Genomic DNA, 23,045 nt, shown 5'->3' on the forward strand with positions numbered 1-23,045 from the left:
CTAAAATCTGTAGAGTAAAGTTTCTAACTATACTTTTTGCTAATTGAGAGCCAATCCTAAACTAATGCTGGTTGTTGGATACGCATTGCCCTTGTTAACTCTGCTGCCACTTCTGGGCGGGAGAATTCTGGTGGGGGTAGCTCACCGCGACGGAGCATTTCCCGGACTTTTGTCCCTGATAGGTGAACTCGTTCCTCTGGTTTACTAGGACTGGTTTTAGTTGTCGCCATTTGTTTGGTGCGTGTGCAGTAGAAAGCGTGTTCAAACTTCATTGGCACAATGCCCAATTCTTCAGGCGCAAACTCATCAAAGATATATTGAGCATCATAGGTGCCGTAGTAGTCACCTACGCCAGCATGATCGCGTCCCACGATAAAATGTGTGCAACCGTAATTTTTACGTACTAAAGCATGGAAAATAGCTTCCCTTGGTCCAGCATAACGCATTGCGGCTGGATTAATTGCCAGAATGACTCTATCTAAAGGGTAGTAGTGTTCTAGCAAAATTTCATAACAACGCATCCGGACATCAGCGGCGATATCGTCTTCTTTAGTTGCACCTACTAAGGGGTGTAAAAATAGACCATCGACTGTTTCCAAGGCGCACTTTTGAATGTACTCATGGGCGCGGTGGATGGGGTTGCGAGTTTGGAAGCCAACGATAGTTTTCCAGCCCTTTTCTCTAAACATTTGCCGAGAAGCAGCAGGATCAATTTGGTAGGTGGGAAACTGGGGATGAGAATCACGTTGCAGTAACCAGATATCCCCAGCCAGATTCACAGAACCTTGATTGTAGACTACCTGAACACCTGGATGTTTGGCTTCGTCTGTGCGATAGACATTTATAGCTTCGCGCTGTTTATCGTAGGTGTACTTTTCGCTCAATTCCAACACCCCAATATACTCGCCGTTGGGGTTATCAAGACGGATTAAATCACCTATTTGTAGAGGGGTAGCAACTTCTTCGGTGACAGATAGTGTAATTGGGATTGACCACACAAGACCATTAGCCAGCCGCATTTCTATCACCACGCGATCGTAGTCTGCTTGGTTCATAAAACCTGTTAGCGGACTAAAACCACCAATCGCAATCATTTCTAAATCGGAAACGGCTCGCTCATCAAGTGTCACTCGCGGTAAAAATTCAGCCTTGGAGAGAAATAATTCTTTTTGTGCCGGTGTAGCAACTCGGTTGATTAACTCTCCACCGTGGGGGGCAATGGCATCTGGATGGTAACTCAACGTGATTCCTTCTCTAATTGTTGCAAACTATGTACTAAGTTATCAAATTCTCGGTACTTTTTGGTAGAAGTTGCCAAAAAAATTTTGTCCCTTGTTGGTAGGAAAGGGTGAGATTATAGGACTTACGCACAAAATCTGTCGTCATGGCTGGGTGTAAGGGTGTAGGGGTGTAGGGGTGTAAGGGTTTTCATCTCTTCGACCTTGATTTATCGACCACTTTACCTCTTTGTCAAAACCCTTAATTTTTCGTTTTTCTGCGTAAGTCCTAGATTAGAAGGTGTGGGGTGTAGGTAAGAAAAATAATTTTTTCCTTCAGATTTAGTGAGTCAACATAATTAAACGTAAAACGCACGCGAGATAAATCTCAGATTGCTTTAAGAAGTTGGGGGTCTGGGTATTACGTTTTTTGCTCGAAACTCCTTAGCGATGTTTTCATAATTAGGCTCTCAGTCAGCATTCAGCCGTCAGCCGTCAGCCGTCAGCCGTCAGCTATGTACTTGAAAGATTGAAATACAAAGAATGAAAAGAAACAGATGTAAATGACATTCCTAAACTTAAAAAGTCTGAATCCTTGCTATTGGCTGATTACTGATTACTGATTACTGATAGCTGAATACTTACGGCTCTCACATAGAAAATTTATTTATCTGCTTACCAATAATTTCAGGTTTCTACACGGCTTGATCACTTATTTTAGGTAATTTCCTGTAAATGGGAATCATGACTCTGGGAATCGTATTTAATTTATGAAAAGCAAAATTATCAGCATCCTTAATTTATTTAAGAAGTCGGGGATCTGATTGTTTGCACAACAAACAACTACCCATAAATCTCAGATTAGCTATAGGATAGTATGAGATGGGGATCGCTATTGTTGATCCAGCTTTGTAGTTCCAGTAAGTTAAAAAATGTTTGCCAAATTTCATGGAATTACGTATACTCACATCGACAATCTTGTCAAGACTAGACATGAGGGGTATCACCCCTGGTATAATAGTTATACAGGGATAAAAAGTACATAGTTACGGAGGTGCATCATTATGCTTAGGGGTAACACTAAGAAAGAAGTCAACTATTACCCTCTAATTGCGTCCTTAATTCTCGGAGTATTAGGAGGATATTCCAGTATTGAAAACATTGGTCATAGTGAGAAAAACCATAGTTATCAGCAATTAGCTTATTTATCAGCTGCGGCTAAAACAGATAAAGTGGCCACAACCATAGATGAAAAAAAAGCCTTCAATTTAGTGTGGAATCTACCACAAGTGCAACGCAAAGCACGAGAAATTGAAAGACTTTCTAGGGGTAGTATACGAGTTGCAGCGGTTGTTGATAGTTCTCCCACTCCCGATACGCCTTTTTATGTAGTGAGAGTGTTTGAGAATCACCCAGACAAAACCACTATTCCAGTTTATTGGTTTCGTGTGTCTAGTTCTAGCGGTGTGATTGAACCTTTGGATTTGGTGCAGAATCAATATATAGCTTTGGAAAAATGGAATCCTGATGGACGTTAAAGTTTATCAATGGATAATTGACAATGGATAATTGACAATGGATAATTGACAATGGATAATTGACAATTATTTAATTTGCCAGAAAACCTCTCTTTTGCAAGAGAAATAGCAATCAAAACTTTTCCTGGCTTTCCATGCTCTATCCTTTAGGGATAGGTAATTATCAATTGTTGAACAAGTTGTAGTAGATTAAATTCCTACTACTAATGAGGTTTCTGTTTTTTATACTCCTTGCATTTTGTCTTTTTTGATAAAAACCTTTTTTAAACATCAACAATGTCAGAAAAAAAATTTATTAACCCCTGGAGTTATAAACCTTGGTGGTGCCAACCTTGGTCAATTATGCTCACAGGGGTATTTTTGATTGGTGGTAGCTGGTTAATCTTTAAAATTATCTGGTTGACAATCCTCGTGGCTATACCTGTTTTAATTTGGATGGGGTTCTTTTTGTTACTTTGGCCACAATTGATGATTCGCAGTGGTGTTTTAGAAGATGAAAGTTAGGGTGTAGGTTGTGGGGTATAGGGTGTGGGGGAGCAGAAGAGAAAATTAGTAATTACGAATTACGAATTACGAATTACGAATTACGAATTACGAATTAATTTACAACTTGGCTACCATGACTACGAGGATCATCTTGATTTCCATTTGTTGATACTGGGGCGGAGAATTTGGAAACCTGGCCGCTGGCTTGAGCGTAAGGTAGGGTAGCACCTGTTACTAAGGCTTCTAAGTTGCTGGCCATGACGGAACGGGGTATATCACCAATGGCTTCGGCTATTGCTTCTCCTTCCTGGCCTAAAAACACAAAATGGGGAATGCCATCTACTCGATATTTGAGCATTTCTGGTAGCCATTTGTTATTATCGACATTCAACATGACAAAATTGAGCTTGTCACTATATTGTTGTTTGAGTTGAGCGATATCGGGAGCCATTTTTTGGCAGACGGTACACCAATCCGCATAGAATTCTACTAAACTAGGTTTATTATTGCTAACTGCTAATTCTAAGGGTGTTGAACCTTGATCTAGTTGGGTAAGGGATGCTGAATTTGTCTGGGTTCGCAGTCCTAAAAATAGCGCCACACTCAGGGCGATCGCTACAATGACAATTAAGAGGTTTCTAATACGTCCCCCAAGGGTAGATTCTGGTTTGGTGGGAGTATTCACAGGTGTAGATTTAGTCATAATTAATTTATTACAACTTGTTAAGCGTGGTTATTATTTTAGTTTACCAAACACCAAACTCTCACCCATGAAAAAAAGAGTTACCCTGACTTTTCCTAAACGTGCGATTCAAATGCCTGTCACTTACCGACTGGCAAAAGATTTCAATGTTGCTGCTAATATTATTCGCGCCCAGGTTGCGCCTAATCAAATTGGTAAACTAGTGGTGGAACTATTGGGAGATATTGATCAGCTAGATGCGGCTATTGAATGGATGCGATCGCAACATATCAGCGTTTCCCATAATTTAGGTGAAATTCTCATTGATCAAGATGTATGCGTTGATTGTGGCTTGTGTACTGGAGTTTGTCCCACTGAAGCCCTTTCCCTGAATTCAGAGACATATAAACTTACCTTTACGCGATCGCGTTGCATCGTTTGTGAACAGTGCATCCCCACCTGTCCAGTACAGGCTATTTCTACTAATCTGTAGTTTTTATTTTGATGATTTTCGCTTGAGAAAATAATGCATATTTTGAAAAAAATATCAAGTATCCACAGAAATAAATAACATCACATTCCTACTTGATTTATGTAGAAAATTTTTACACATCTCTCGTTATTTTTCCTCTATTCTCTATGCCCTGTTCCTCACCTATACAAGTCATTTCAGGAACTCAACCGGATTGCCATATCAACTTTTTTTGTTTAAAAAACTATAAAAGCATAAAGATAAATTTTTGACTGGTGTTATGATGCAGAAACTCGATAAATAGTCAAATGTTATCAATTATGAAAATAGCAACAAAAACGACAATCACAACTCTAGGAGACTGTGGATATCAAGCGATTGAAAAACACTTTCAGAAAACCGTAAAGTGGGAAAAATCAGTTAAAAAAGATGAAGACCCAGAAGCACTTCACCAAATGAGGGTGGGAATGCGTCGTTTACGCACAGCCGTTAGTCGGTTTGGATTCTCTTTAAATTTACCCAAGTCAGTCAGTGATAAAAATATTGGGAGAATTGCCAGAATCTTGGGAAATCTCCGAGATTTAGATGTGCTAAAAGAAATGCTGGAAAATAATTACAAACCACATTTAGTCCAGAAAGAACAAGCCACTTTACAAACAGCTTTTTCTATTTTAGCTAAACAACGAGAAATTGAAGTTTCTAATGTTCAGAAAACATTTAAAGATGAATTTTATAAATCTTTTAAAAAAGGCTTTGAGGATTGGTTAGAAAAACCTAGTTATCAACCATTAGCATCTTTGCCAATTCAGCAGGTGCTACCAGATTTGCTATTACCAGAGTTAAGTAAATTCTTTTTACATCCAGGGTGGATGATTGGAACTGAAGTTGTAGAATCAGAAGTTGTAGTTCAAACTAACTGGACACCAGAACAGCTAGAACAAAATCTGCATTTGCAAGGTGAAACTTTGCATAGTTTGAGAAAACAAGCTAAACGTATTCGTTATCAAATGGAGTTATTTACGGAATTATATGGTGCAGATTTTGCAGAACACATTACCGAAGTCAAAGGTATTCAAGAGATTTTGGGTATGTTGCAAGATAGCATGGTTTTAAATGAGTGGTTGGTGAATATATTCAAGTCGGAAATTAAAACTCAATTACGAGGTTTAATTACTTTATTGGCCGCAAATCGTTATCAATTATGGCAGCAGTGGCAACCCATACAAGAACAATATTTGAAATTGGAAAATAGACATAGGTTTCATTTAGTGATACTACAAACTCCGCAAATTCTTAATATTATGAATGGTTAGAGATATAGCAGGTGACAGGTGACAGGTGACAGGTGACAGGTGACAGCTATAAAAGCCTTTAGGTGTCTAAGTTTTAGGCATTGTCTACGGCTATAAAATTGTGGGAGTGTAGCGAAAAGAGAGATTAGTGCATGGTGTGTACTAGCAACAAGAGCGATCGCTGGAAGTAATTAGCCTGTAAAATAAATTATTAGCGCAAAGATAAGCTAATAGGAGCATCTAAAGATAACACATAAACACTGCTCTGAGGAATTTGTACAACACGGGTATTTTCAGCGGAACGTAAACCAGAAACCAATCCTACCGCACTTCCTAACATTGCTCCTTGGTCAAATTTATCAGGATCACCTTGATTTAAAAAGCCCAAGGTACTACCACCAATTCTGCCCCAAATAGAACCATTTTCCACAGCTTTATCATTAGCTCGTTTATGGGTAATAGTAGTACCAGGAATAATTTGACTTGAGGCTTTAATAGTAACAATTTTTCCATTCACAACTAAGGACTGTGCCACAATTTTAGCACCACCCTCAGCAGGTTTTAAAACAATAGTTACAGGTGTATTTTCTGGAGCAATGACATTACCTTGAGCATCTTTAATTGCACTAGATAAAGGAACAGTGAGAGGATAATCTTTTTTTTGTCCCACATCTACGGTGACTGGTGCAGGAAAAGAGACAATAATTGCTGTATCTTGAGGAATAGTAATTTCTTGACTGACTACTGGGGGTGGAGTAGGAACTTCTTGGGACTTAGCGGGTAGTGAAAGAGAACCTAATAAAGATACAGAACAAACTAGACTCAAAAGCATTTGTGTTTTCATAACCGTTTTCCTGTGGTGTAAGTTGATTTTTGAGGTTTGAACCCTTCACTTAATCAATAGGTTTGAAGTTTTGAGTTTATGCACTAGCAGAAATGAATCTGTCAACTTTCCCCACACCATACACCCTACACCCCACACCCTACACCCTGTTCCCTGCGGTTAATGATTCAACAACCAGTTCCAACCTGAACCTTCACGAATTAGCCATTGATCGTTAAAATCAGAGGGATAAAATAACTCTGGTGTTGCTGGAGAAATAATTCTGACACCGCGACAACTACCTTCAATTTCAATGGTGACGGTGTTGGTATTGTCTTGCAGCAAACTATCTCTAATAATGCGCCTTTTTTTGTTAGTTTCCTGTGTTTGATGAGATACACAACGCACGCGCACCGAGGAATTATTTTGAGGATTATCTAGCAGATATGGGAGAATTTCCGAATCACGAATTGAGCGAGATGGTGTTTGGGCGTTGGTAATAGATGTCATAGATAAACAAAAAATTGTGCTGAGGGAAATTATTATCCCTCCTATTGAGTTTTTCATTGTTGATTTTTCCTCAAACTAAATAAGGTGATGGCGGAGAAATTTTCCCAATCACCCATCACCAATTATTCAAAATGGACAATTAAAAATTGACAATTTACAATTACCTTTTAGGAGGAAGTGAGAGGATTGGGGAATAGGAAATTTTCTATTTTTTCTCCTTAAAAGGAGAGGCTTTAAACCTTGAATGAAACAATTGTCAATTATCAATTATCAATTATCAATTATCAATTCCTTTATTTATCTTCTAAAAGTTGATTTACTTGTTGTCCGCGACGACCAGTTTTAATTTCATAACGTTTGGTGAGATTATCTTGATAGTTCATATCTCTAGCAGCAGCGGAATTGACGAAAGCATCACAATTCTTACCTTGAGCGACTGTTGAAGAACTGCTAGTCTTTTCTTCTGTGCTGTTGGTGCGATCGTCACGAGATTGACTTTGATTTTTACTACCTTGACTAGATCCACTACCACTAACACCAATACCTAAGAAACTCACACCACCACCACCACCATCATTGTGACTACTGGAAGAACTAGAACGAGTGCTGGTAGAAGTTGCTAAGGCAATTTTACTGGAACTACTGCGAGTATTGTTACCTAAACCAACATCACTACATAAAACGCGGGGGTCTTTAGCGAGAGTTTTAGGATCAACCCAAGATTGATGATCTCCTAAACCTTGAATTTCACTGTTACCAACTGGGTTGCTAGGAGTGGATGTACTGGGTGTTCCATTTCCTATAACTTTTCCAGGGTTGACAACTGCTGGAGAGAACACACCGGCAGGTTTGATTTCAAAGGGTCCTGCAAAAGCTGGTAATGTGGTGGTGAGTAGGGCGGTAGCTGTTAAGAAAGAGCCAGTAAAATGACGTAATTTCATGGTCATACTCCTAAAGTGTGAGATGAGTGGGGGTTTTTTCCCTTCATTGACTTATAGGTTGACCTTTTTTAGTTTATGCACTCTCTGGAAAAAAGGAGTTCAGGAGTATGGCTTACGCCACGCTTCGCTATCAGGAGTTCAGGAGTTCAGGAGTTCAGTAGAAAGAGGAAAAAGGAAAGAATGAAAATTTCCCCCTGCCCCTACACCCCGTTCTCTTAACCTATTAATTTTTGCCAGGTCGCAGGCCCAACAATACCATCAGCGGTTAAACTGTTTTGCTGTTGAAATTTCTTAATTGCTGCTTCTGTGTTAGATCCATAGATCCCATCTGGAACAGCACCGACACGATGTTGCAAGTATCTCATTATTGGGCCACTGGTTTGATTTCCTTGTATAACTCGTTTAGCTAATATCTGATTTATTGCATCCCAAGTAGTAGAGTTGATCATCCCTGTAGAAATAATTCCGACAATCTTCTGGAAATTGGCGATCGCGGAAGATGTTGCAGGACCTGTGAAGCCATCTTCTACTAAAGATTTAGCATTTTTATCAGTTATTTTGAGTTGATTTAAAACTTTTTGCAGTCTGAGAATAGAAGTATCTGGATCTGTTGCTACATCTGGTACAGTGCTTACAGCCGTTGCAGTACCTGGTTTACCTGTTAACCCTGTGACTATTGCCGTAGCCATTGCTTCGCCATCATATAGTTGCATATCTTTGGCTGAATCAATAAAGCAACATTCTATGAGAATACCGGGCATATTTGTATTTCTAATCACGTACAAGTGAGAGCCATTCTTGACACCGCGATTAAAAAATCCTAACTTAATAATTTCATTTAAGACAGGTTGGGCAATTTTTCTACCAGCATCGCTTTGGGCAAATACTTCTGTGCCATTAGCTTGTCCGTTAAAGGCATTAAAGTGAATAGAAACAAAAATATCAACTCTGTTTCTATTAGCTATATCACACCGTCTACCGAGTGATTGACTGACTGAACCTGCACTATTTGGTGTACAGGATATTGCTTCATGACCTAAACTTTTTAACTTAGCTATAACTTTAGTACCTACCTCTACAGTTAAATTATCTTCAAATTTAATGCCTTTTGCTCCGGTGTCTGGTGGGCAATTATGACCCATATCAATGCCAAATTTCATCTTGGTGTCCTCAACTTACTTTCCAAATAGTGAAAAAATGCCGATTTTGCCTATCTGGTGGTGTTTCCTATTGTATATTAGTGCTGATTTGCAATTTATGGGAATTGGCATTTCAGATTTTTTTGGTGACAGCAATAGGTAGATATTCCCCCATGAAACCGCAACAATGTTTAAGATCAGAGTAAAGAAATATTTTGTCGCCAAAGTCCATGAAACGAATTGTCTTGATTGCTGGTTTTGAATCGTTTAACGCTGATTTGTACCGAAAAGCGGCTTTTTTAGCTACTTCTCGCTGTCCAGAGTTGGATATTCGGGTGTTTAGCGATCGCAACATTAGCACTAACTCTGACGAAGTGCAAGCAGCACTCCAAGGTGCAGATGTGTTTTTTGGTAGTTTAATTTTTGATTATGACCAAGTTTTATGGTTGCGGGAACACATCGTTAATATACCTATCCGACTAATTTTTGAGTCAGCACTAGAATTAATGAGTTTGACGAAAATAGGATCATTTTCTATTGGTGATAAACCCAAAGGAATGCCAAAACCCGTTAAATTCATCCTTGACAAATTCAGCAACGGTAAGGAAGAAGATAAACTGGCAGGTTATATCAGTTTCTTAAAAATTGGACCGAAGTTATTAAAATTTGTTCCAGTACAAAAAGTTCAAGATTTACGCAACTGGTTAATTATTTACGGTTACTGGAACGCAGGAGGAACAGAGAATGTAGCGGCTTTATTTTGGATATTAGCAGAAAAATATTTAGATTTAAAAGTTGGTGATATACCAGAACCTATCGAAACACCCAATATGGGATTATTACATCCAGATTATCAAGGATTTTTTACATCACCAAAGTTATATTTGGAATGGTATAAAACAAGGGAACAGGGAACAGGGAACAGGGAACAGGTAAGAGGAAATTTCCCAGTTATTGGTATTCTCCTTTATAGAAAGCACGTGATTACAAAACAAAATTATATTCCCCAATTGATTAAAAAATTTGAAGATGCAGGTTTAATACCTTTACCAATTTTTATTAATGGAGTTGAAGGTCATGTTGCTGTTAGAGATTGGATGACAACAGACTATGAAACCCAACAAAGAAAACAAGGAAATATAGAAACTCCTTCTCTTTCTGCTGAAGCTGTCAAAGTTGATGCCATAATTTCTACTATTGGTTTTCCTCTAGTTGGTGGCCCTGCGGGTTCAATGGAAGCAGGACGACAAATTGAAGTTGCTAAACGCATTCTCACAGCTAAAAATATACCTTATATTGTTGCTGCACCTCTATTAATTCAAGATATTTATTCATGGACTCGTCAAGGAATTGGTGGTTTACAAAGTGTGGTTTTATATGCACTTCCCGAATTAGATGGGGCGATTGATACTATTCCTTTAGGTGGTTTAGTCGGAGAAAACATTTATTTAGTTCCTGAACGAGTACAGCGTTTAATTAATCGAGTTAAAAACTGGGTGGAACTGCGAAACACACCACCAGAAAATCGGAAAATAGCAATTATTTTATATGGTTTTCCTCCCGGTTATGGTGCGGTAGGAACTGCTGCATTATTAAATGTTCCTCGCAGTTTGATTAAGTTACTTCATGCACTTAAAGCACAGGGTTATACAGTTGGTGATATTCCTGAAGATGGAGAAGATTTAATTAAACAAGTTAAAGCAGCCGATGAAGAATTAGAAACCTGGGAATCAAATAAACCTTTCCCCACAAATGCTAATACTGTAAATGCTAAAACTTTAGAAAAATGGTTAGGATATCTGCAAACATCCAGAATTGAAAAACAATGGAAATACCTCACAGGTAGCGGGATTAAAACTTATGGTGATGAGTTTAATATTGGTGGTGTACAGTTAGGAAATATCTGGATTGGTGTACAGCCACCTTTGGGAATTCAAGGTGATCCAATGCGGTTAATGTTTGAGCGAGATTTAACTCCTCATCCCCAATATGCGGCTTTTTATAAATGGTTGCAAAATGATTTCCAAGCTGATGCTGTTGTTCATTTTGGAATGCACGGCACTGTGGAATGGTTGCCCGGTTCTCCTTTAGGAAATACTGGTTATTCTTGGTCGGATATTCTGTTAGGAAATCTGCCGAATTTATATATCTATGCCGCTAATAATCCTTCGGAATCAATTTTAGCCAAACGTCGCGGTTATGGGGTGTTAATTTCTCATAATGTACCTCCTTATGGTCGGGCTGGTTTATATAAGGAGTTGGTGAATTTACGTGATTTGATTGCTGAATATCGGGAAGATCCAGAAAAAAATTATGTGCTGAAGGAGGGTATTTGTAAGAAGATTGTTGATACTGGGTTAGAAGTAGATTGTCCTTTTGATGATGCGAAAAGGTTGGGTATTCCGTTTACTCCGGAAAATGTGCGAATGTTTAGTAGTCATGCTTTTGATCATTATTTGGTGAAGTTGTATGAGTATTTGCAGGTTCTAGAAAATCGTCTGTTTTCTTCTGGGTTACATACTTTGGGTGAAGCACCGAATCAGGAGGAGTTAACTGGTTATTTGGATGCTTTTTTTGGAGAAGAGAATGAACCACGAAGGCACGAAGGAAGCGAAGGAAGAAGAGAAGAAGAAAGAAAAGAAATTGTAAGTTTATTGAATCAATCTACTGATGAATTGACTAATCTTTTACGGGGTTTGAATGGTGAATATATTCCTCCTGCGCCTGGTGGTGATTTATTAAGAGATGGTGCGGGTGTGTTACCGACAGGTCGAAATATTCACGCTTTAGATCCCTATAGAATGCCTTCTCCTGCTGCTTATGAAAGAGGTAGGGAAATAGCACAAAAAATTATTGATCAGCATTTGCAGGAACATAAGAAATATCCTGAAACTGTGGCGGTTTTGTTATGGGGTTTGGATGCTATTAAAACTAAGGGTGAGTCTTTAGCAATTCTTTTAGAATTGGTTGGCGCTGAACCTGTGAAGGAGGGAACTGGAAGAATTGTCAGATATGATTTAAAGCCTCTTTCGGAAGTGGGACATCCGCGAATTGATGTGTTAGGAAATCTATCAGGAATTTTCCGTGATAGTTTTGTGAATATCATTGAATTGTTGGATGATTTATTTCGACGTGCTGCGGATGCTGATGAACCGGAGGAACAGAATTTTATTAAAAAACACGCTTTGGAATTAAAAGCGCAAGGTGTGGAAAATGCGTCTGCAAGATTGTTTTCTAATCCATCTGGTGATTTTGGTTCTTTGGTTAATGATAGGGTGGTTGATGGTAATTGGGAAAGTGGCGATGAGTTGGGTAAAACTTGGGAAAGTCGTAATGTGTTTAGTTATGGAAGACAGGATAAAGGACAAGCTAGGCCGGAAGTATTGCAGACTTTATTAAAAACAAGCGATCGCATTGTTCAAGAAATAGATTCGGTAGAATATGGTTTAACTGATATTCAGGAATATTATGCCAATACCGGAGGTTTGAAAAAAGCCGCCGAACAACAAAGCGGGAAAAAAGTTACAGCTAGTTTTGTGGAAAGTTTTTCTAAGGATACCACACCCAGAAATTTAGATGATTTATTAAGAATGGAGTACAGAACTAAGTTATTAAATCCTAAATGGGCTGAAGCAATGGCTAACCAAGGTTCTGGTGGTGCTTTTGAAATTTCCCAACGTATGACAGCGTTAATAGGTTGGGGTGGAACAGCAGATTTTCGAGATCATTGGGTTTATGATCAAGCCGCAGATACTTATGCTTTAGATGCAGAAATGGCGGAAAAATTACGCAAAGCCAACCCGGAAGCTTTTAGAAATATTGTGGGGAGAATGTTGGAAGCATCAGGACGTGGTTTATGGAATGCTGATGGAAATAGGTTAGAAAAATTGCGTCAGTTGTATGAATTGAGTGATGAAGAATTGGAAGGAGTAACGGTTTAGAAAATTACAGATGTAGGTTGGGTTAAGCAACGCGCAACCCAACCAAATGTTTTATCTAATAATCAGGTGACTTTAATCTAGGTTTCAAATTTGTAATTCAAACCCTGGTAAAACATCTTCTCCAGAAAGTACAGCAGGAAGTTGGACAATTTCTACAGGTTTTCCAATTCTATAAATTTCTACTTCTTTATCTTGAGGATTAATTAACAAACCCAAACGCAAACCATTGGCAATATATTCCTGCATTTTTTCTTGCAGGGTTTTAAGTCTATCGGTTTTTGATCTCAGTTCAATGATAAAATCTGGTGTAAGTGGGGGAAATTTTTCTCTTTCTTCTTCTGTTAATGCTTCCCAACGTTCTAATTTTATCCAAGCAACATCAGGTGAACGTTTTGCACCATTGGGAAGTCGGAATATTGTTGAGGAACTAAATACTATTCCTAGTTTTGTTTGGTGATTCCACAGACTGACTTTAAAATTTAAGTCAGATTCACTACGGCCGCTTTCTCCTCCTACTGGTGGCACAATAATTAATTCTCCCTGTGCGTTTAGTTCTAAGCTTACATCTTTATTGGCCATACAGAGTTGGTAAAACTGATCATCTGTAAGGCGAATAATTGGATCTAGGTTTAAGGTGACTGTGTTCATTTAACTACTCTTAGCCTTTAAGTAATATGTTTTTTTTTATGTAAAAACCTCAAGTAGATTTTTTCCGTTCTAATTTTCAAGGGTTATGGATATTACAATTTTATCAAGAATCATTTTTTAAAATAATTCTATTATACAATCTCTCAATATTTCTATCAAATCTTCCTTACTCATCTTATCATCAGCAACCCGCATTGTTAATTGATATGCTTCCTCTGGTGTCAAATTCAATTCATAATCATTGATATTTAAAAACGTCACCATGACATCAAAAGCAGTACGTTTGTTACCATCTACAAAAGCGTGATTTTTACAGATGTGAAATAAATACGCTGCTGCTTGTTCATAAATTGTCGGATGTAATAGTTCTCCCCCAAAACTTGCTTGAGGCTGATAAATTGCAGAGTCTAATAAACCTTCATCGCGGATACCAAATAACCCACCATAAAGGTTAATCTGCTTTTTATGTATACTTAATACATCTTCTTTATTAACGAATTCAGGATTATGCCAGTTTTCTATACACATAATCCCATTTTTTTGTAGATGCTAAAGAAATCAGCATAGCTTCTGATTCTTGGGGAATATTATTTTCCTTGTTGAAAGCTTTAGCTTCTTCTTCAGTTACTAACCGAGTTCGTAAACTAAATTTGATGAGTGATTGCATTAAATTTCTAATTGTTTCTTCAAAAATATATTTTTCCTGCTCTGAGTATGAGCTAGATGCACGTTGATTTTCAATTATATTGTATGTACTGTAAACATATTCAAGTAGTATTTTGAAGATTCTTTTACCATAAGCAATAAACATAAAGTCCCAATATTGATCCAAAATGTCTTTAAACCCCAAAATGTATCTAACAAAAAGTAGAATTGATAATTCATTCTGTTGTTCTTTTACCTTCACAACTTCAGCCAGCTTCATAAATTTATTAAGCTTGTATAGCAAATTTATCACTTCATCTTGAAACTGACTCAGAGTTATTTGCCGACTATTTGCTAACTCTAAAATCTCAGCCATCACTTCATCTTGCGGATTAGCATCATTTAAGCATCTTTCCAGGACTTTTATCCTTTCCTGAATACTGTCAATTATCTCCTGTGGGAATGTAAAGCTGTATAGCATTGATTTACTTACCTGGCGATATTTTCCACTACCTTAAATCTACCTTAACCCAAAAACACGAGCGTATAACTTAAATCTTCGCTTAACTAAATTTACAATTCTTCATAATCATAGATAAAAACCAATCATCATATATGCTTTCAGTCAATACACCTTCTAAAACTAGACAAAATTCCGCATTTAAACACCTAATGTCTATCCATTGGTGGATGTCAATTGGTTATTTAATTTTATTTGTGACTGGAACATTAATGGCCAGGTTGCCAAGAGAGGTTTTTATTCGTCCCTCTCTATATGATTTTCACAAATCAATCGGCGCTTTAACAATGGCGGTTCTCACTTGGCGAATTTTGGTATTGTTGCGGGTTTGGTGGCGCAAATATACAAAAAGATTTCCTAAATTTACCCCAGAATGGTTAAAAACTGTCGCCCTACATACCAGTTTATATATCTTTATGTGGGTTGTTCCTGTTACGGGTTTTTTGCTTTCTAATTCTTTTAAAAGTAATAATGTCAAAGTTTTTGGTATTCTTTTACCTGATATATTTCCCCAAAATTCGGCAATGGTAGAAATCGGTAGAAGTTTGCATTTTTGGTTAGCTTATGCTTTTTTGGCTTTTATTATTTTACATACAATCCAACAGCAAAAAGTCGTGCGATCGCTGTGGCGTAAATTTGTAAAACTTATTAATTTTCAAAAGACTTTATCCAGTGATTAAACAAAAGTATTCAGAAATCAGCATCATTTGACTTCTGAATACCTTCATTTACAACAGATTCCTAGTGCAGGTACAAACTTTAATTGCACAGCCTTGCATTAAGAGGTTTTTATTGCTGAATGCTGACTGCTGACTGCTGATAGCTACTGTAATTATTTTTCATGTTCTTGCTGATGATTATTGGTGTGCTTATCAACTTCCAATAATTTGGATATAAACACATCAGGTTTACGACTAATCACAGATAAAACCTTATCAATAGCAACTACTTCACTGATTTTGACAACTCTTTCCCACAAAGTATCTTCCTCTGTCTCTTTGTTGTGAGTTCTGTGTTTAAACCACAACAATTCATCTGTAACTTTGATAATTGTGCCAAAATACCATTTATCTCTCATTAATAACCATATTTCTTGATCTACGTAGGTTTGTAGAATTGATTTCATAATACCTGAGATAATGAAAAGTTATTGGGCTACATAGTATGCTGTTATAAAAGAATAATACAATTGTAAATATACGGAATCTAAAGATAGATTTTTATGTTCTATCCAGCACCAAAAAATTAGTAACTAGACTGCGTAGAAAGTAAAGCCTTGCTGGATTAGAAATTTCTTTGGACTAATTGTGCAACAGCCGCCGCTAAAGCATCTGGTTCTACAGGTTTGGATATATGCATTTGAAATCCTGCGGCGATCGCCTGTTGTTGTGCAGACTCTCCAGCAAATGCTGTCAGCGCAATGGCTTTCGGCATACTTGCATCCTTCTTAATTACTCCTGGAATTTCTGCACCTGTGTTTGACGACCAAACCCTAATTTTTCTTAATAATTCATAACCATCCATATCTGGCATTCCAATATCAATCACCAAAACATCAAATTTTGACCTTACCCACATTTGCAATGCTGCCAATGCTGATGTAGCTGTGGTGACGGTTGCACCATACAATTCCAACACAAATTTCACAAAATCTAGTAAATCAGCATCATCATCCACAACTAAAACTTTAATCCCATTTAAATTGATAGATTCATCTTCACACTGATGCTCGGTGACTATTTCTGGCCAAGAAGATATTAATGGTAGTTTCACAGTCAAAGTTGCCCCCTGTCCTTCTCCTGGACTATCTGCTTCCACAGTGCCACCATGTAACTCTACCAAATGGCGAACTATTGCTAGTCCCAACCCCAGACCGCCAAATTTTCTGGTAGTTGAACCATCCTCTTGTCGGAAGTGTTCAAATATATGAGGTAGAAAATCGCGGCTAATACCTTTACCTTCATCACTAACTGTAATATGAGCCATTGAACCAAATTGCTCTAGCTTTACTTCTACCCGTCCACCTTCAGGTGTAAACTTAATCGCATTAGATAAAAGATTCCAAACAATTTGTTGCAAGCGAACCGCATCACCTCTAATTTTTCCTACATTCTTTTCTAGTTGGCTTTTAATCACAACATTTTTAGCAGCAGCAGTCAAATTCACCGTTTCCAATGCTGAGAGAATTACATCTGCCAAATGAACTGTAGTTATATTCAGAGTTAGCTTTCCTCGCAAAATCCTGGACACATCCAGCAAATCGTCAATTAGGTCAACCTGCAATTTTGCATTACGCTCAATACTTTTTAGGGCTTCATCAGTTTTAACTTTGTCCAGTTTGCCAGTTTTCAGCAGTTGAGACCACCCCAGAATAGGATTAAGTGGGGTACGAAGTTCGTGGGAGAGAACAGCCAAAAACTCATCTTTGATGCGATTTGCTTTTTCAGCAGCTTCACAAGCTGCTTGCTTTTCTTGTAGAACATTCCGTAATGCTTCCTCTGCCCGTTTGTTGTCATCAATATCAGTACAAGAACCAAACCATTTAATAATCTGTTCCTTGTCATTACGTAGAGGAAAAGCTCGACCGAGATGCCAGCGATATTGTCCATCACTAGCACGACGAAAACGGTACTCAATTTGATAATCTTTACCTGTGCGAACCGACTCACTCCAAATATCCACACACAACTGCACATCGTCGGGATGTATTATAGCTTGCCAGCCCCAACCTTGAGTTTCCTCCAAATTCATACCCGCGTACTCGAACCAGCGTTGGTTGTAGTAGTCTACCCAACCATCTGGTTTGGCAGTCCAGAATATCTGCGGCATAGTATTTGCCAAAGTGCGGAAGTTTAACTCGCTTTCTCGTAAAGCTTCCCTGGCTTGGATATGGTCTGTAATGTCCGTATTAGTGCCGTACCATTTAACAATTTGTCCCTGTTGATCTCGCAAAGGACGTGCTTGTCCCAAAATCCAACGGTACTCTCCACTTCCAGAGCGCATCCGAGTTTCTACTTCATAGTCACTCCCGCTTTGCACCGTTTTATCCCACAGTTCTTCTACCTTTGGTAAGTCTTCTGGGTGAATAATTTGCTCCCACCCATCAGTTTTAAGTTGTTCTTGCGTCTTGCCTGTGAAGTCACACCATCGCTGATTATAATAATCAACATGACCATCCGGTTGTGCTGTCCATACCTGTTGGGGAATAGTTTCCGTCATCAATCGCAATTGATATTCACTTTGTTGTAAAGCCAGTTGCCATCTTTGACGTTCAATTGCTACACCTGCTAGATGAGATGCTCTTTCAATTAGTTGCCGTTCTGATGCTTGAGGAATACGAATTGTCGGATAGTACAGTGCAAACGTTCCTAAAACATGGCCTTGACTATCAAAAATAGGCGTAGACCAACAAGCTTTCAGGTTGTTAGTCAATGCCAAATCACGGTAATTTACCCATTTGCGATCGCTGGCGATGTCTGAGACAATTACTGTCTGTTTGATATAGGCAGACGTACCACAACTGCCGACATCTGCACCTACGGGAACACCATTCTTTAATGCTTGAATATATTGTTCCGGCAAGCTAGAACTTACGCCGGGATAAAGTTTTGTTCCCGAATCATCGAGTAACATGATGGAACAGAAAACCCCAGTTAACTGCTCCTCTATTGACTGAGCTAACTTTTTGAGAATCACAGACAGAGAATTACCCGTAGCAATCAATTCCAAAATATGGTTTTGCATGGATAAGAAAGCTTTGGTGCGATTTTCAGATGTAGGTTTTACAACTGGCTGCTCTAGCTTTTGCTTATCAGTATGTGATGAAATTGGTGTAGCTTGATTGAGTTTCCCGTTTGTGATTATTTGTTTATTGTTTGTAATACAAGCACCACTCCTAGATTGTTGGCGTTTAACTGCTGTAATGTCAGTAAATGTGGTGACAACTGCATAAGGAATAGAGTTGTTCGCTTGAAATAAAGGCTGGGAATTTACCAATAACCAAACTAGCTCACCAGTCGGTTGACAAACTCCCATAATCATGTTTTTGCATGGCTTACCCGTTTGTAAACTAACTATAGATGGAACAGTTTCTGGCGTAAAAATTGATCCATCCTCATGCACAATTTGCCAGGGAGATTGAAAGGGATTTTTTCCCAGTATTTGCTCAGTTGTATATCCAAGTATTCTTTGGGCAGAAACATTACACGCCTGGATAGTGGTATCAGCAAGCTGGAAAATCATACCTTCTTCAGTACAATTAATTTCCTGGTCCTGTTGGTGCATTACTGATAATTCGGCTGCAATTTGCTCCTGGTAATTATTCTTGCCTTGCATTGTCTAATTTTCAAGGTTTGAAGTGTATTTTTTCCGAATTCTCATCATTTTATCTATCAATTAGCCATGCTCAATCTTACTTTAATACTAATCTCAAATCTGGCTAATTACTGTTCATAAGTTTGGTATAGTTTGTCTTTGCTATTCCCAATTACCAATTACCAATTACCCAATACTGTTCGGTGAAGAGTTTTTGTAGGTTGGGTCCAAAGAAAGCGCAACCCAACAAAAGTCTGTAAGTGTTGGTTTTCCTAACGTTAACCCAACCTACCTGATTTAATGTTTTTAGCTTAACCGACAAGTATTGATCCATTACCTATATATTTGTATCCAGATGATAGACTTTTGGCCGTCTGTCATATCACTATCATAGTGAATGGAAATTTCTTTTGATTTTAATTTGAAACTCTTTGTTACCAAACTAAACTCAAGCCAATTCAAGATTCCCCAACTAACCGCCCACAAACTGCTTGGCAAATTCTATCGCTGCTTCTGGTGTGGAAACTTTTCCCTCTGCTTGGGCGATAGCGATTTCACTTAAAATTTTTCCTACTAGTGGTGAAGCCGGAATATTTAGTGCTATAATCACCTCTTTACCACTCACTAACGGTGAGGGGTGAGCTACCAGATCATCAGGGTTCAGGTAACGGTTGATTAAGGGTGTATAAACCCCTAGCGGATTATCGCCAGACATCGCCTCTATGATCATATCATCTGCCAAAGCAAAGGTAATTGTAGTAGTAAATGCAACTCCTACGTCCTGAAATAAAAAATACTGTTCTCGTAGAGAAAGATTAGTTCTTTTGAACTGCGGGAACAGTCGCAGGGCGGTAACAACACCACGAATTTCTACACGGCTGTAAGTATTTTCCTGGAGTTGAATTTCTGCAATTTCTAGATTTTGATCAACAAGACAAGCTAGTTTAGCAATACCTAGCCAAGTGGTTTTGACGGTATCACGGACATATTGCTGTAGTTCTTCTCCTAATTGTGGGTAATTTTTGTTAATTAAACTGGCAGCTTGATCAACTGCGGCTAATTTTAGTAAACTATCACGGTTAGCATGGGGGAATAAATAAGTTAATAAACCGTCTTGCCAAGCATTAGTTAGCCAAGGCGTACCCTGAGAACTAGCTAAGAGATAACCAATTTCTACCCGTACTCGTTCGGATGCAACTTTACTAATCTCTGCTGCTAAGGTGCGAATAGTAGTTTGGGTTAATGGTTCTATGGTAAAGCTCAGTTGAGCCGCTTGACGATAAGCCCGCATTAATCGCAAAGGGTCATCTTGCAAATTAGCGGGTGATATCATGCGTAATGTACCAGTTTCTATGTCTGCACAACCTTGGAGAGGATCGATAATTTCTTGAGTATGGGGATTATAGGCGATCGCATTAATTGTAAAATCTCTTCTGTGCAAATCAGTTAATAAACTGTCTCCTTCCTGTTGGGCAAAATCAGCAGTAGCATGGGGAAAAACCACACGGGCAATTTTTCTTTCTGCATCAAGTAAAACAAAACCAGCTTGATAATGTTTGGCGATCGCCCGTGCCACTTTTACCGCATCATCTGGGATAATAAAATCTAAATCTAAATATTCCCGACTTCTACCCAAAATCGCATCTCGTACCGCACCACCCACCATATAAGCTGGTTGTGGCAACCATTCCAAACTAAAAGGCCAATTTTTGGCATCTAAACGATCAACAATTAAATTATTCATTGTAATAAAAATCAATCCACCAACTAATGCTTAACATTTTTCCGTAAGCTACATTAACTATAAAGGTTCCTGGAGTTGGTTCTATTATGTGTATTTGCGTCAACTGCCACTATGTAGACCGTTGTGTAACCTACAATGCTGTAGAAACTCAGCATCAACAACCCCACTTGACCGAAACCCCAGATTTTGATCCCAACGAACCTTCCATTAATGTCAATATTCGCACAAAAGGCGAAATAATTGAAATGGAATGGGATGTAGTTGGTTGTCTCAGCTTTAAACAAGAAATGGGTAAATGGGCTAAATTGCGTCCCGGTGAATTAGTACCAACCTAAATTTGAGATTTGAGATTTGAGATTTGATATTTTGTTTGGTTTCAATTTGTAGAGATGTTTCCTAAAATGTCTCTACATTATATTTGTGTAATTTATTGTTAATTTTCATGGCTTATTAGTAATAAAATATCTAGTTTCATCCTGTTAATCCTTTAATCCTGGACATCCTGATTCTGACAGTTTCCTGATATTTGTAGAATGTATTGTTAATGGTCATGGCTTATTAGTAATAAAATATCTAGTTGCATCCTGTTAATCCTTTAATCCTGGACATCCTGATTCTGACAGTTTCCTTAATTAGCAACTTACGTTATGATAATTTGCATGACTTATTTATAATCAATAAACTACCTTGAACAATAATCTAGAAACTCTACCTGGCAAAAAATACGCTTTAGCATTGCACACCACCACACCCGAATTAGGTTTAGTAATTAGCAACTTTGCAGATGATATCCGCAGCAATGTTTGGAATTTGGGACGTGATGTATCTAGTTATCTCCATCAATATTTAATTGATTTAATTCAACCCCAAACTTGGCAAGATTTAGCATTTATCGCTGTTGCTAAAGGACCAGGAGGTTTTACTGGAACTCGTATTGGTTTGGTTACTGGCCGCACTTTAGGACAACAGTTAGAAATTCCTGTGTTTGCCGTTTCTACTTTAGCAGCATTTGCTTGGCATCACAAAAACCAAATTCAACAAACACAACCAATTATTGCTGTAGAAATGCAAGCCCAAAGAGGTCAAGTTTTTGGGGCAATTTATCAAATAGATTTAGATAAATCTAGTATTACTGCCTTATTATCAGATACTGTATTTACACCAGAGAAATGGCAAGAAATTTTAGCAAATTGGCAAACTGAATATCAACTTATTAAAGCCACATCTGGTTTAGCGGCAACTGTAACGAGTATTTTAGAATTAGCTTATTTAGACTGGCAACAAGGTAAACGTCCTCATTGGTCAGACGCTTTACCCTATTATGGTCAACATCCTGTTGATCTTTAATAATAGAATTAATTAATGGTTGAATTCGTGGGTTAAAAATTATGACGCTGACTCAAGATACTATCAAACCTGTGCAATTAATTCCACCTCTAGAAAACGGCGATAGACTTACCCGTTTTGAGTTTGAACGTCGTTATCATACAATGCCAGATGTGAAAAAAGCGGATTTAATTGAAGGAATTGTTTATATGGCATCACCTGTCAGAATTAGAAGTCATGGAAAACCCCATGCTTATATAATGGGTTGGTTAGCAACTTATGAGTCAGCTACACCAGGGGTAGAACTAGCGGATAATACCACTGTCCGTCTAGATGCAGATAACGAACCTCAACCAGACGCACTTTTGAGAATTGAAAACAACGGACAATCACGGATAAGTGAAGATGATTATGTTGAAGGTGCGCCAGAATTAATTGTAGAAATTGCGGCTAGTAGTGCGGCTATTGATGCCCATGATAAACTGAAAGTATATCGTCGAAATCAAGTACAGGAATATTTAATTTGGCGAGTTTATGACGGTGAATTTGATTGGTTTATTTTAAAAGATGGAGAATATCGCCAGTTAGAAGCTAATGCTGAGGGTGTTTTTTGTTCTCAGGTTTTTCCTGGTTTATGGTTGGATAAATCTGCTTTGTTGACAGGTAATTTAGCTAAAGTATTAGAAATTTTACAGCAAGGTTTAGCAAGTGCAGAACATCAGAGTTTTGTGGAAAAGTTAGGATAGTTATCAATTGATAATTGATAATTTACAATTGACAATTGTTTTATTCAAGGTTGAAAACCTC

At 38.1% G+C, this 23,045-nt stretch carries 21 protein-coding genes; 9 read left to right on the forward strand and 12 right to left on the reverse strand.

Annotation, left to right across the window (positions count from 1 at the left end; all coding sequences use genetic code 11):
* Positions 1 to 56: 56 nt before the first annotated feature.
* The gene (gene sat, locus A0J48_RS01875) at positions 57 to 1,241 is read right to left on the reverse strand and encodes a sulfate adenylyltransferase (RefSeq protein ID WP_200319793.1); all 1,185 of its coding nucleotides are present in this window, start codon (positions 1,239 to 1,241) and stop codon (positions 57 to 59) included.
* 1,040 nt (positions 1,242 to 2,281) lie between these two features.
* Between sat and A0J48_RS01880 the strand changes: the two genes are divergently transcribed.
* Together A0J48_RS01880 and A0J48_RS01885 are read left to right on the forward strand one after the other, a co-directional pair.
* A complete protein-coding gene (locus A0J48_RS01880) occupies positions 2,282 to 2,755 on the forward strand; it encodes a hypothetical protein (RefSeq protein ID WP_200319795.1) in 474 nt (157 codons plus the stop codon).
* A gap of 276 nt (positions 2,756 to 3,031) precedes the next feature.
* Entirely contained in the window at positions 3,032 to 3,259 is a 228-nt protein-coding gene (locus tag A0J48_RS01885) for a DUF6737 family protein (RefSeq protein WP_200319797.1), read from the forward strand.
* Positions 3,260 to 3,353: 94 nt separating this feature from the next.
* Here the strand turns inward: A0J48_RS01885 and A0J48_RS01890 are convergent, their stop codons facing one another.
* Positions 3,354 to 3,944 (reverse strand): thioredoxin family protein, encoded by a 591-nt coding sequence (locus A0J48_RS01890; protein ID WP_200319800.1) that lies wholly within the window; start codon positions 3,942 to 3,944, stop codon positions 3,354 to 3,356.
* 67 nt (positions 3,945 to 4,011) lie between these two features.
* Here A0J48_RS01890 and A0J48_RS01895 point away from each other — a divergent pair, with 67 nt between their 5' ends.
* Together A0J48_RS01895 and A0J48_RS01900 are read left to right on the forward strand one after the other, a co-directional pair.
* Entirely contained in the window at positions 4,012 to 4,416 is a 405-nt protein-coding gene (locus A0J48_RS01895; RefSeq protein WP_200319802.1) for an NIL domain-containing protein, read from the forward strand.
* A 299-nt stretch (positions 4,417 to 4,715) separates the two neighbouring features.
* Positions 4,716 to 5,708, forward strand: a complete 993-nt coding sequence (locus A0J48_RS01900) for a CHAD domain-containing protein (RefSeq protein ID WP_200319805.1) — start codon at positions 4,716 to 4,718, stop codon at positions 5,706 to 5,708.
* Between the two features lie 190 nt (positions 5,709 to 5,898).
* Here A0J48_RS01900 and A0J48_RS01905 read toward each other — a convergent pair whose 3' ends face one another.
* The 4 genes from A0J48_RS01905 to A0J48_RS01920 all read right to left on the reverse strand — a co-directional run bounded on the left by A0J48_RS01905 (position 5,899) and on the right by A0J48_RS01920 (position 9,121).
* The gene (locus tag A0J48_RS01905; RefSeq protein ID WP_200319807.1) at positions 5,899 to 6,531 is read right to left on the reverse strand and encodes a hypothetical protein; all 633 of its coding nucleotides are present in this window, start codon (positions 6,529 to 6,531) and stop codon (positions 5,899 to 5,901) included.
* A gap of 159 nt (positions 6,532 to 6,690) precedes the next feature.
* Positions 6,691 to 7,077, reverse strand: a complete 387-nt coding sequence (locus A0J48_RS01910; RefSeq protein ID WP_200319809.1) for a hypothetical protein — start codon at positions 7,075 to 7,077, stop codon at positions 6,691 to 6,693.
* 236 nt (positions 7,078 to 7,313) lie between these two features.
* The gene (locus tag A0J48_RS01915; RefSeq protein WP_200319811.1) at positions 7,314 to 7,961 is read right to left on the reverse strand and encodes a hypothetical protein; all 648 of its coding nucleotides are present in this window, start codon (positions 7,959 to 7,961) and stop codon (positions 7,314 to 7,316) included.
* A 215-nt stretch (positions 7,962 to 8,176) separates the two neighbouring features.
* Positions 8,177 to 9,121, reverse strand: a complete 945-nt coding sequence (locus A0J48_RS01920) for an N-acetylmuramoyl-L-alanine amidase (RefSeq protein ID WP_200319813.1) — start codon at positions 9,119 to 9,121, stop codon at positions 8,177 to 8,179.
* A gap of 209 nt (positions 9,122 to 9,330) precedes the next feature.
* Between A0J48_RS01920 and bchH the strand changes: the two genes are divergently transcribed.
* Positions 9,331 to 13,041: a magnesium chelatase subunit H gene (gene bchH, locus A0J48_RS01925; protein WP_200319815.1), complete on the forward strand. Its 3,711-nt coding sequence runs from the start codon at positions 9,331 to 9,333 to the stop codon at positions 13,039 to 13,041.
* A gap of 84 nt (positions 13,042 to 13,125) precedes the next feature.
* Here the strand turns inward: bchH and A0J48_RS01930 are convergent, their stop codons facing one another.
* The 3 genes from A0J48_RS01930 to A0J48_RS01940 form a co-directional block, all read right to left on the reverse strand.
* Positions 13,126 to 13,689 carry a Uma2 family endonuclease gene (locus A0J48_RS01930; RefSeq protein ID WP_200319817.1) on the reverse strand — a complete coding sequence of 188 codons (564 nt, stop codon included), beginning with the start codon at positions 13,687 to 13,689 and terminating at the stop codon, positions 13,126 to 13,128.
* A 117-nt stretch (positions 13,690 to 13,806) separates the two neighbouring features.
* Positions 13,807 to 14,217, reverse strand: a complete 411-nt coding sequence (locus A0J48_RS01935; RefSeq protein ID WP_200319818.1) for a type II toxin-antitoxin system death-on-curing family toxin — start codon at positions 14,215 to 14,217, stop codon at positions 13,807 to 13,809.
* Positions 14,195 to 14,815: a hypothetical protein gene (locus A0J48_RS01940; RefSeq protein WP_200319820.1), complete on the reverse strand. Its 621-nt coding sequence runs from the start codon at positions 14,813 to 14,815 to the stop codon at positions 14,195 to 14,197. Before A0J48_RS01940 ends, A0J48_RS01935 begins: the two co-directional genes overlap by 23 nt.
* A gap of 191 nt (positions 14,816 to 15,006) precedes the next feature.
* Here A0J48_RS01940 and A0J48_RS01945 point away from each other — a divergent pair, with 191 nt between their 5' ends.
* Entirely contained in the window at positions 15,007 to 15,534 is a 528-nt protein-coding gene (locus tag A0J48_RS01945) for a cytochrome b (RefSeq protein WP_234300666.1), read from the forward strand.
* 152 nt (positions 15,535 to 15,686) lie between these two features.
* Here the strand turns inward: A0J48_RS01945 and A0J48_RS01950 are convergent, their stop codons facing one another.
* From A0J48_RS01950 to A0J48_RS01960, 3 genes are all read right to left on the reverse strand, one after another.
* Positions 15,687 to 15,980 carry a hypothetical protein gene (locus tag A0J48_RS01950; protein WP_200319824.1) on the reverse strand — a complete coding sequence of 98 codons (294 nt, stop codon included), beginning with the start codon at positions 15,978 to 15,980 and terminating at the stop codon, positions 15,687 to 15,689.
* Between the two features lie 158 nt (positions 15,981 to 16,138).
* The gene (locus A0J48_RS01955; RefSeq protein ID WP_200319826.1) at positions 16,139 to 19,189 is read right to left on the reverse strand and encodes a PAS domain S-box protein; all 3,051 of its coding nucleotides are present in this window, start codon (positions 19,187 to 19,189) and stop codon (positions 16,139 to 16,141) included.
* A 451-nt stretch (positions 19,190 to 19,640) separates the two neighbouring features.
* Positions 19,641 to 20,912, reverse strand: coding sequence for a tRNA nucleotidyltransferase/poly(A) polymerase family protein (locus A0J48_RS01960; protein ID WP_200319828.1), 1,272 nt, complete (start codon positions 20,910 to 20,912; stop codon positions 19,641 to 19,643).
* A gap of 86 nt (positions 20,913 to 20,998) precedes the next feature.
* Here A0J48_RS01960 and A0J48_RS01965 point away from each other — a divergent pair, with 86 nt between their 5' ends.
* The 3 genes from A0J48_RS01965 (at position 20,999) to A0J48_RS01975 (ending at position 22,984) form a co-directional block, all read left to right on the forward strand.
* Positions 20,999 to 21,247 carry a Ycf34 family protein gene (locus A0J48_RS01965; RefSeq protein WP_200319829.1) on the forward strand — a complete coding sequence of 83 codons (249 nt, stop codon included), beginning with the start codon at positions 20,999 to 21,001 and terminating at the stop codon, positions 21,245 to 21,247.
* 352 nt (positions 21,248 to 21,599) lie between these two features.
* Positions 21,600 to 22,259, forward strand: coding sequence for a tRNA (adenosine(37)-N6)-threonylcarbamoyltransferase complex dimerization subunit type 1 TsaB (gene tsaB / locus A0J48_RS01970; protein WP_200319830.1), 660 nt, complete (start codon positions 21,600 to 21,602; stop codon positions 22,257 to 22,259).
* Between the two features lie 41 nt (positions 22,260 to 22,300).
* Complete coding sequence (locus A0J48_RS01975; RefSeq protein ID WP_200319831.1) at positions 22,301 to 22,984, forward strand: Uma2 family endonuclease; 684 nt, start codon at positions 22,301 to 22,303, stop codon at positions 22,982 to 22,984.
* The last annotated feature ends 61 nt before the right edge of the window (positions 22,985 to 23,045 follow it).

Origin of the sequence: Sphaerospermopsis aphanizomenoides BCCUSP55 (assembly GCF_001586785.1) — a bacterium.
GTDB classification, from domain to species: Bacteria; Cyanobacteriota; Cyanobacteriia; order Cyanobacteriales; family Nostocaceae; genus Sphaerospermopsis_A; species Sphaerospermopsis_A aphanizomenoides_A.

What these genes read in the sequence shown, in the direction of transcription:
- A0J48_RS01880 (WP_200319795.1), top strand. Translation starts at nt 2,282, where the DNA reads ATGCTTAGGGGTAACACTAAGAAAGAAGTCAACTATTACCCTCTAATT.
- A0J48_RS01885 (WP_200319797.1), top strand. Translation starts at nt 3,032, where the DNA reads ATGTCAGAAAAAAAATTTATTAACCCCTGGAGTTATAAACCTTGGTGG.
- A0J48_RS01890 (WP_200319800.1), bottom strand. Translation starts at nt 3,944, where the DNA reads ATGACTAAATCTACACCTGTGAATACTCCCACCAAACCAGAATCTACC.
- A0J48_RS01895 (WP_200319802.1), top strand. Translation starts at nt 4,012, where the DNA reads ATGAAAAAAAGAGTTACCCTGACTTTTCCTAAACGTGCGATTCAAATG.
- A0J48_RS01900 (WP_200319805.1), top strand. Translation starts at nt 4,716, where the DNA reads ATGAAAATAGCAACAAAAACGACAATCACAACTCTAGGAGACTGTGGA.
- A0J48_RS01905 (WP_200319807.1), bottom strand. Translation starts at nt 6,531, where the DNA reads ATGAAAACACAAATGCTTTTGAGTCTAGTTTGTTCTGTATCTTTATTA.
- A0J48_RS01910 (WP_200319809.1), bottom strand. Translation starts at nt 7,077, where the DNA reads ATGAAAAACTCAATAGGAGGGATAATAATTTCCCTCAGCACAATTTTT.
- A0J48_RS01915 (WP_200319811.1), bottom strand. Translation starts at nt 7,961, where the DNA reads ATGAAATTACGTCATTTTACTGGCTCTTTCTTAACAGCTACCGCCCTA.
- A0J48_RS01920 (WP_200319813.1), bottom strand. Translation starts at nt 9,121, where the DNA reads ATGAAATTTGGCATTGATATGGGTCATAATTGCCCACCAGACACCGGA.
- bchH (WP_200319815.1), top strand. Translation starts at nt 9,331, where the DNA reads ATGAAACGAATTGTCTTGATTGCTGGTTTTGAATCGTTTAACGCTGAT.
- A0J48_RS01930 (WP_200319817.1), bottom strand. Translation starts at nt 13,689, where the DNA reads ATGAACACAGTCACCTTAAACCTAGATCCAATTATTCGCCTTACAGAT.
- A0J48_RS01935 (WP_200319818.1), bottom strand. Translation starts at nt 14,217, where the DNA reads ATGTGTATAGAAAACTGGCATAATCCTGAATTCGTTAATAAAGAAGAT.
- A0J48_RS01940 (WP_200319820.1), bottom strand. Translation starts at nt 14,815, where the DNA reads ATGCTATACAGCTTTACATTCCCACAGGAGATAATTGACAGTATTCAG.
- A0J48_RS01945 (WP_234300666.1), top strand. Translation starts at nt 15,007, where the DNA reads ATGTCTATCCATTGGTGGATGTCAATTGGTTATTTAATTTTATTTGTG.
- A0J48_RS01950 (WP_200319824.1), bottom strand. Translation starts at nt 15,980, where the DNA reads ATGAAATCAATTCTACAAACCTACGTAGATCAAGAAATATGGTTATTA.
- A0J48_RS01955 (WP_200319826.1), bottom strand. Translation starts at nt 19,189, where the DNA reads ATGCAAGGCAAGAATAATTACCAGGAGCAAATTGCAGCCGAATTATCA.
- A0J48_RS01960 (WP_200319828.1), bottom strand. Translation starts at nt 20,912, where the DNA reads ATGAATAATTTAATTGTTGATCGTTTAGATGCCAAAAATTGGCCTTTT.
- A0J48_RS01965 (WP_200319829.1), top strand. Translation starts at nt 20,999, where the DNA reads ATGTGTATTTGCGTCAACTGCCACTATGTAGACCGTTGTGTAACCTAC.
- A0J48_RS01975 (WP_200319831.1), top strand. Translation starts at nt 22,301, where the DNA reads ATGACGCTGACTCAAGATACTATCAAACCTGTGCAATTAATTCCACCT.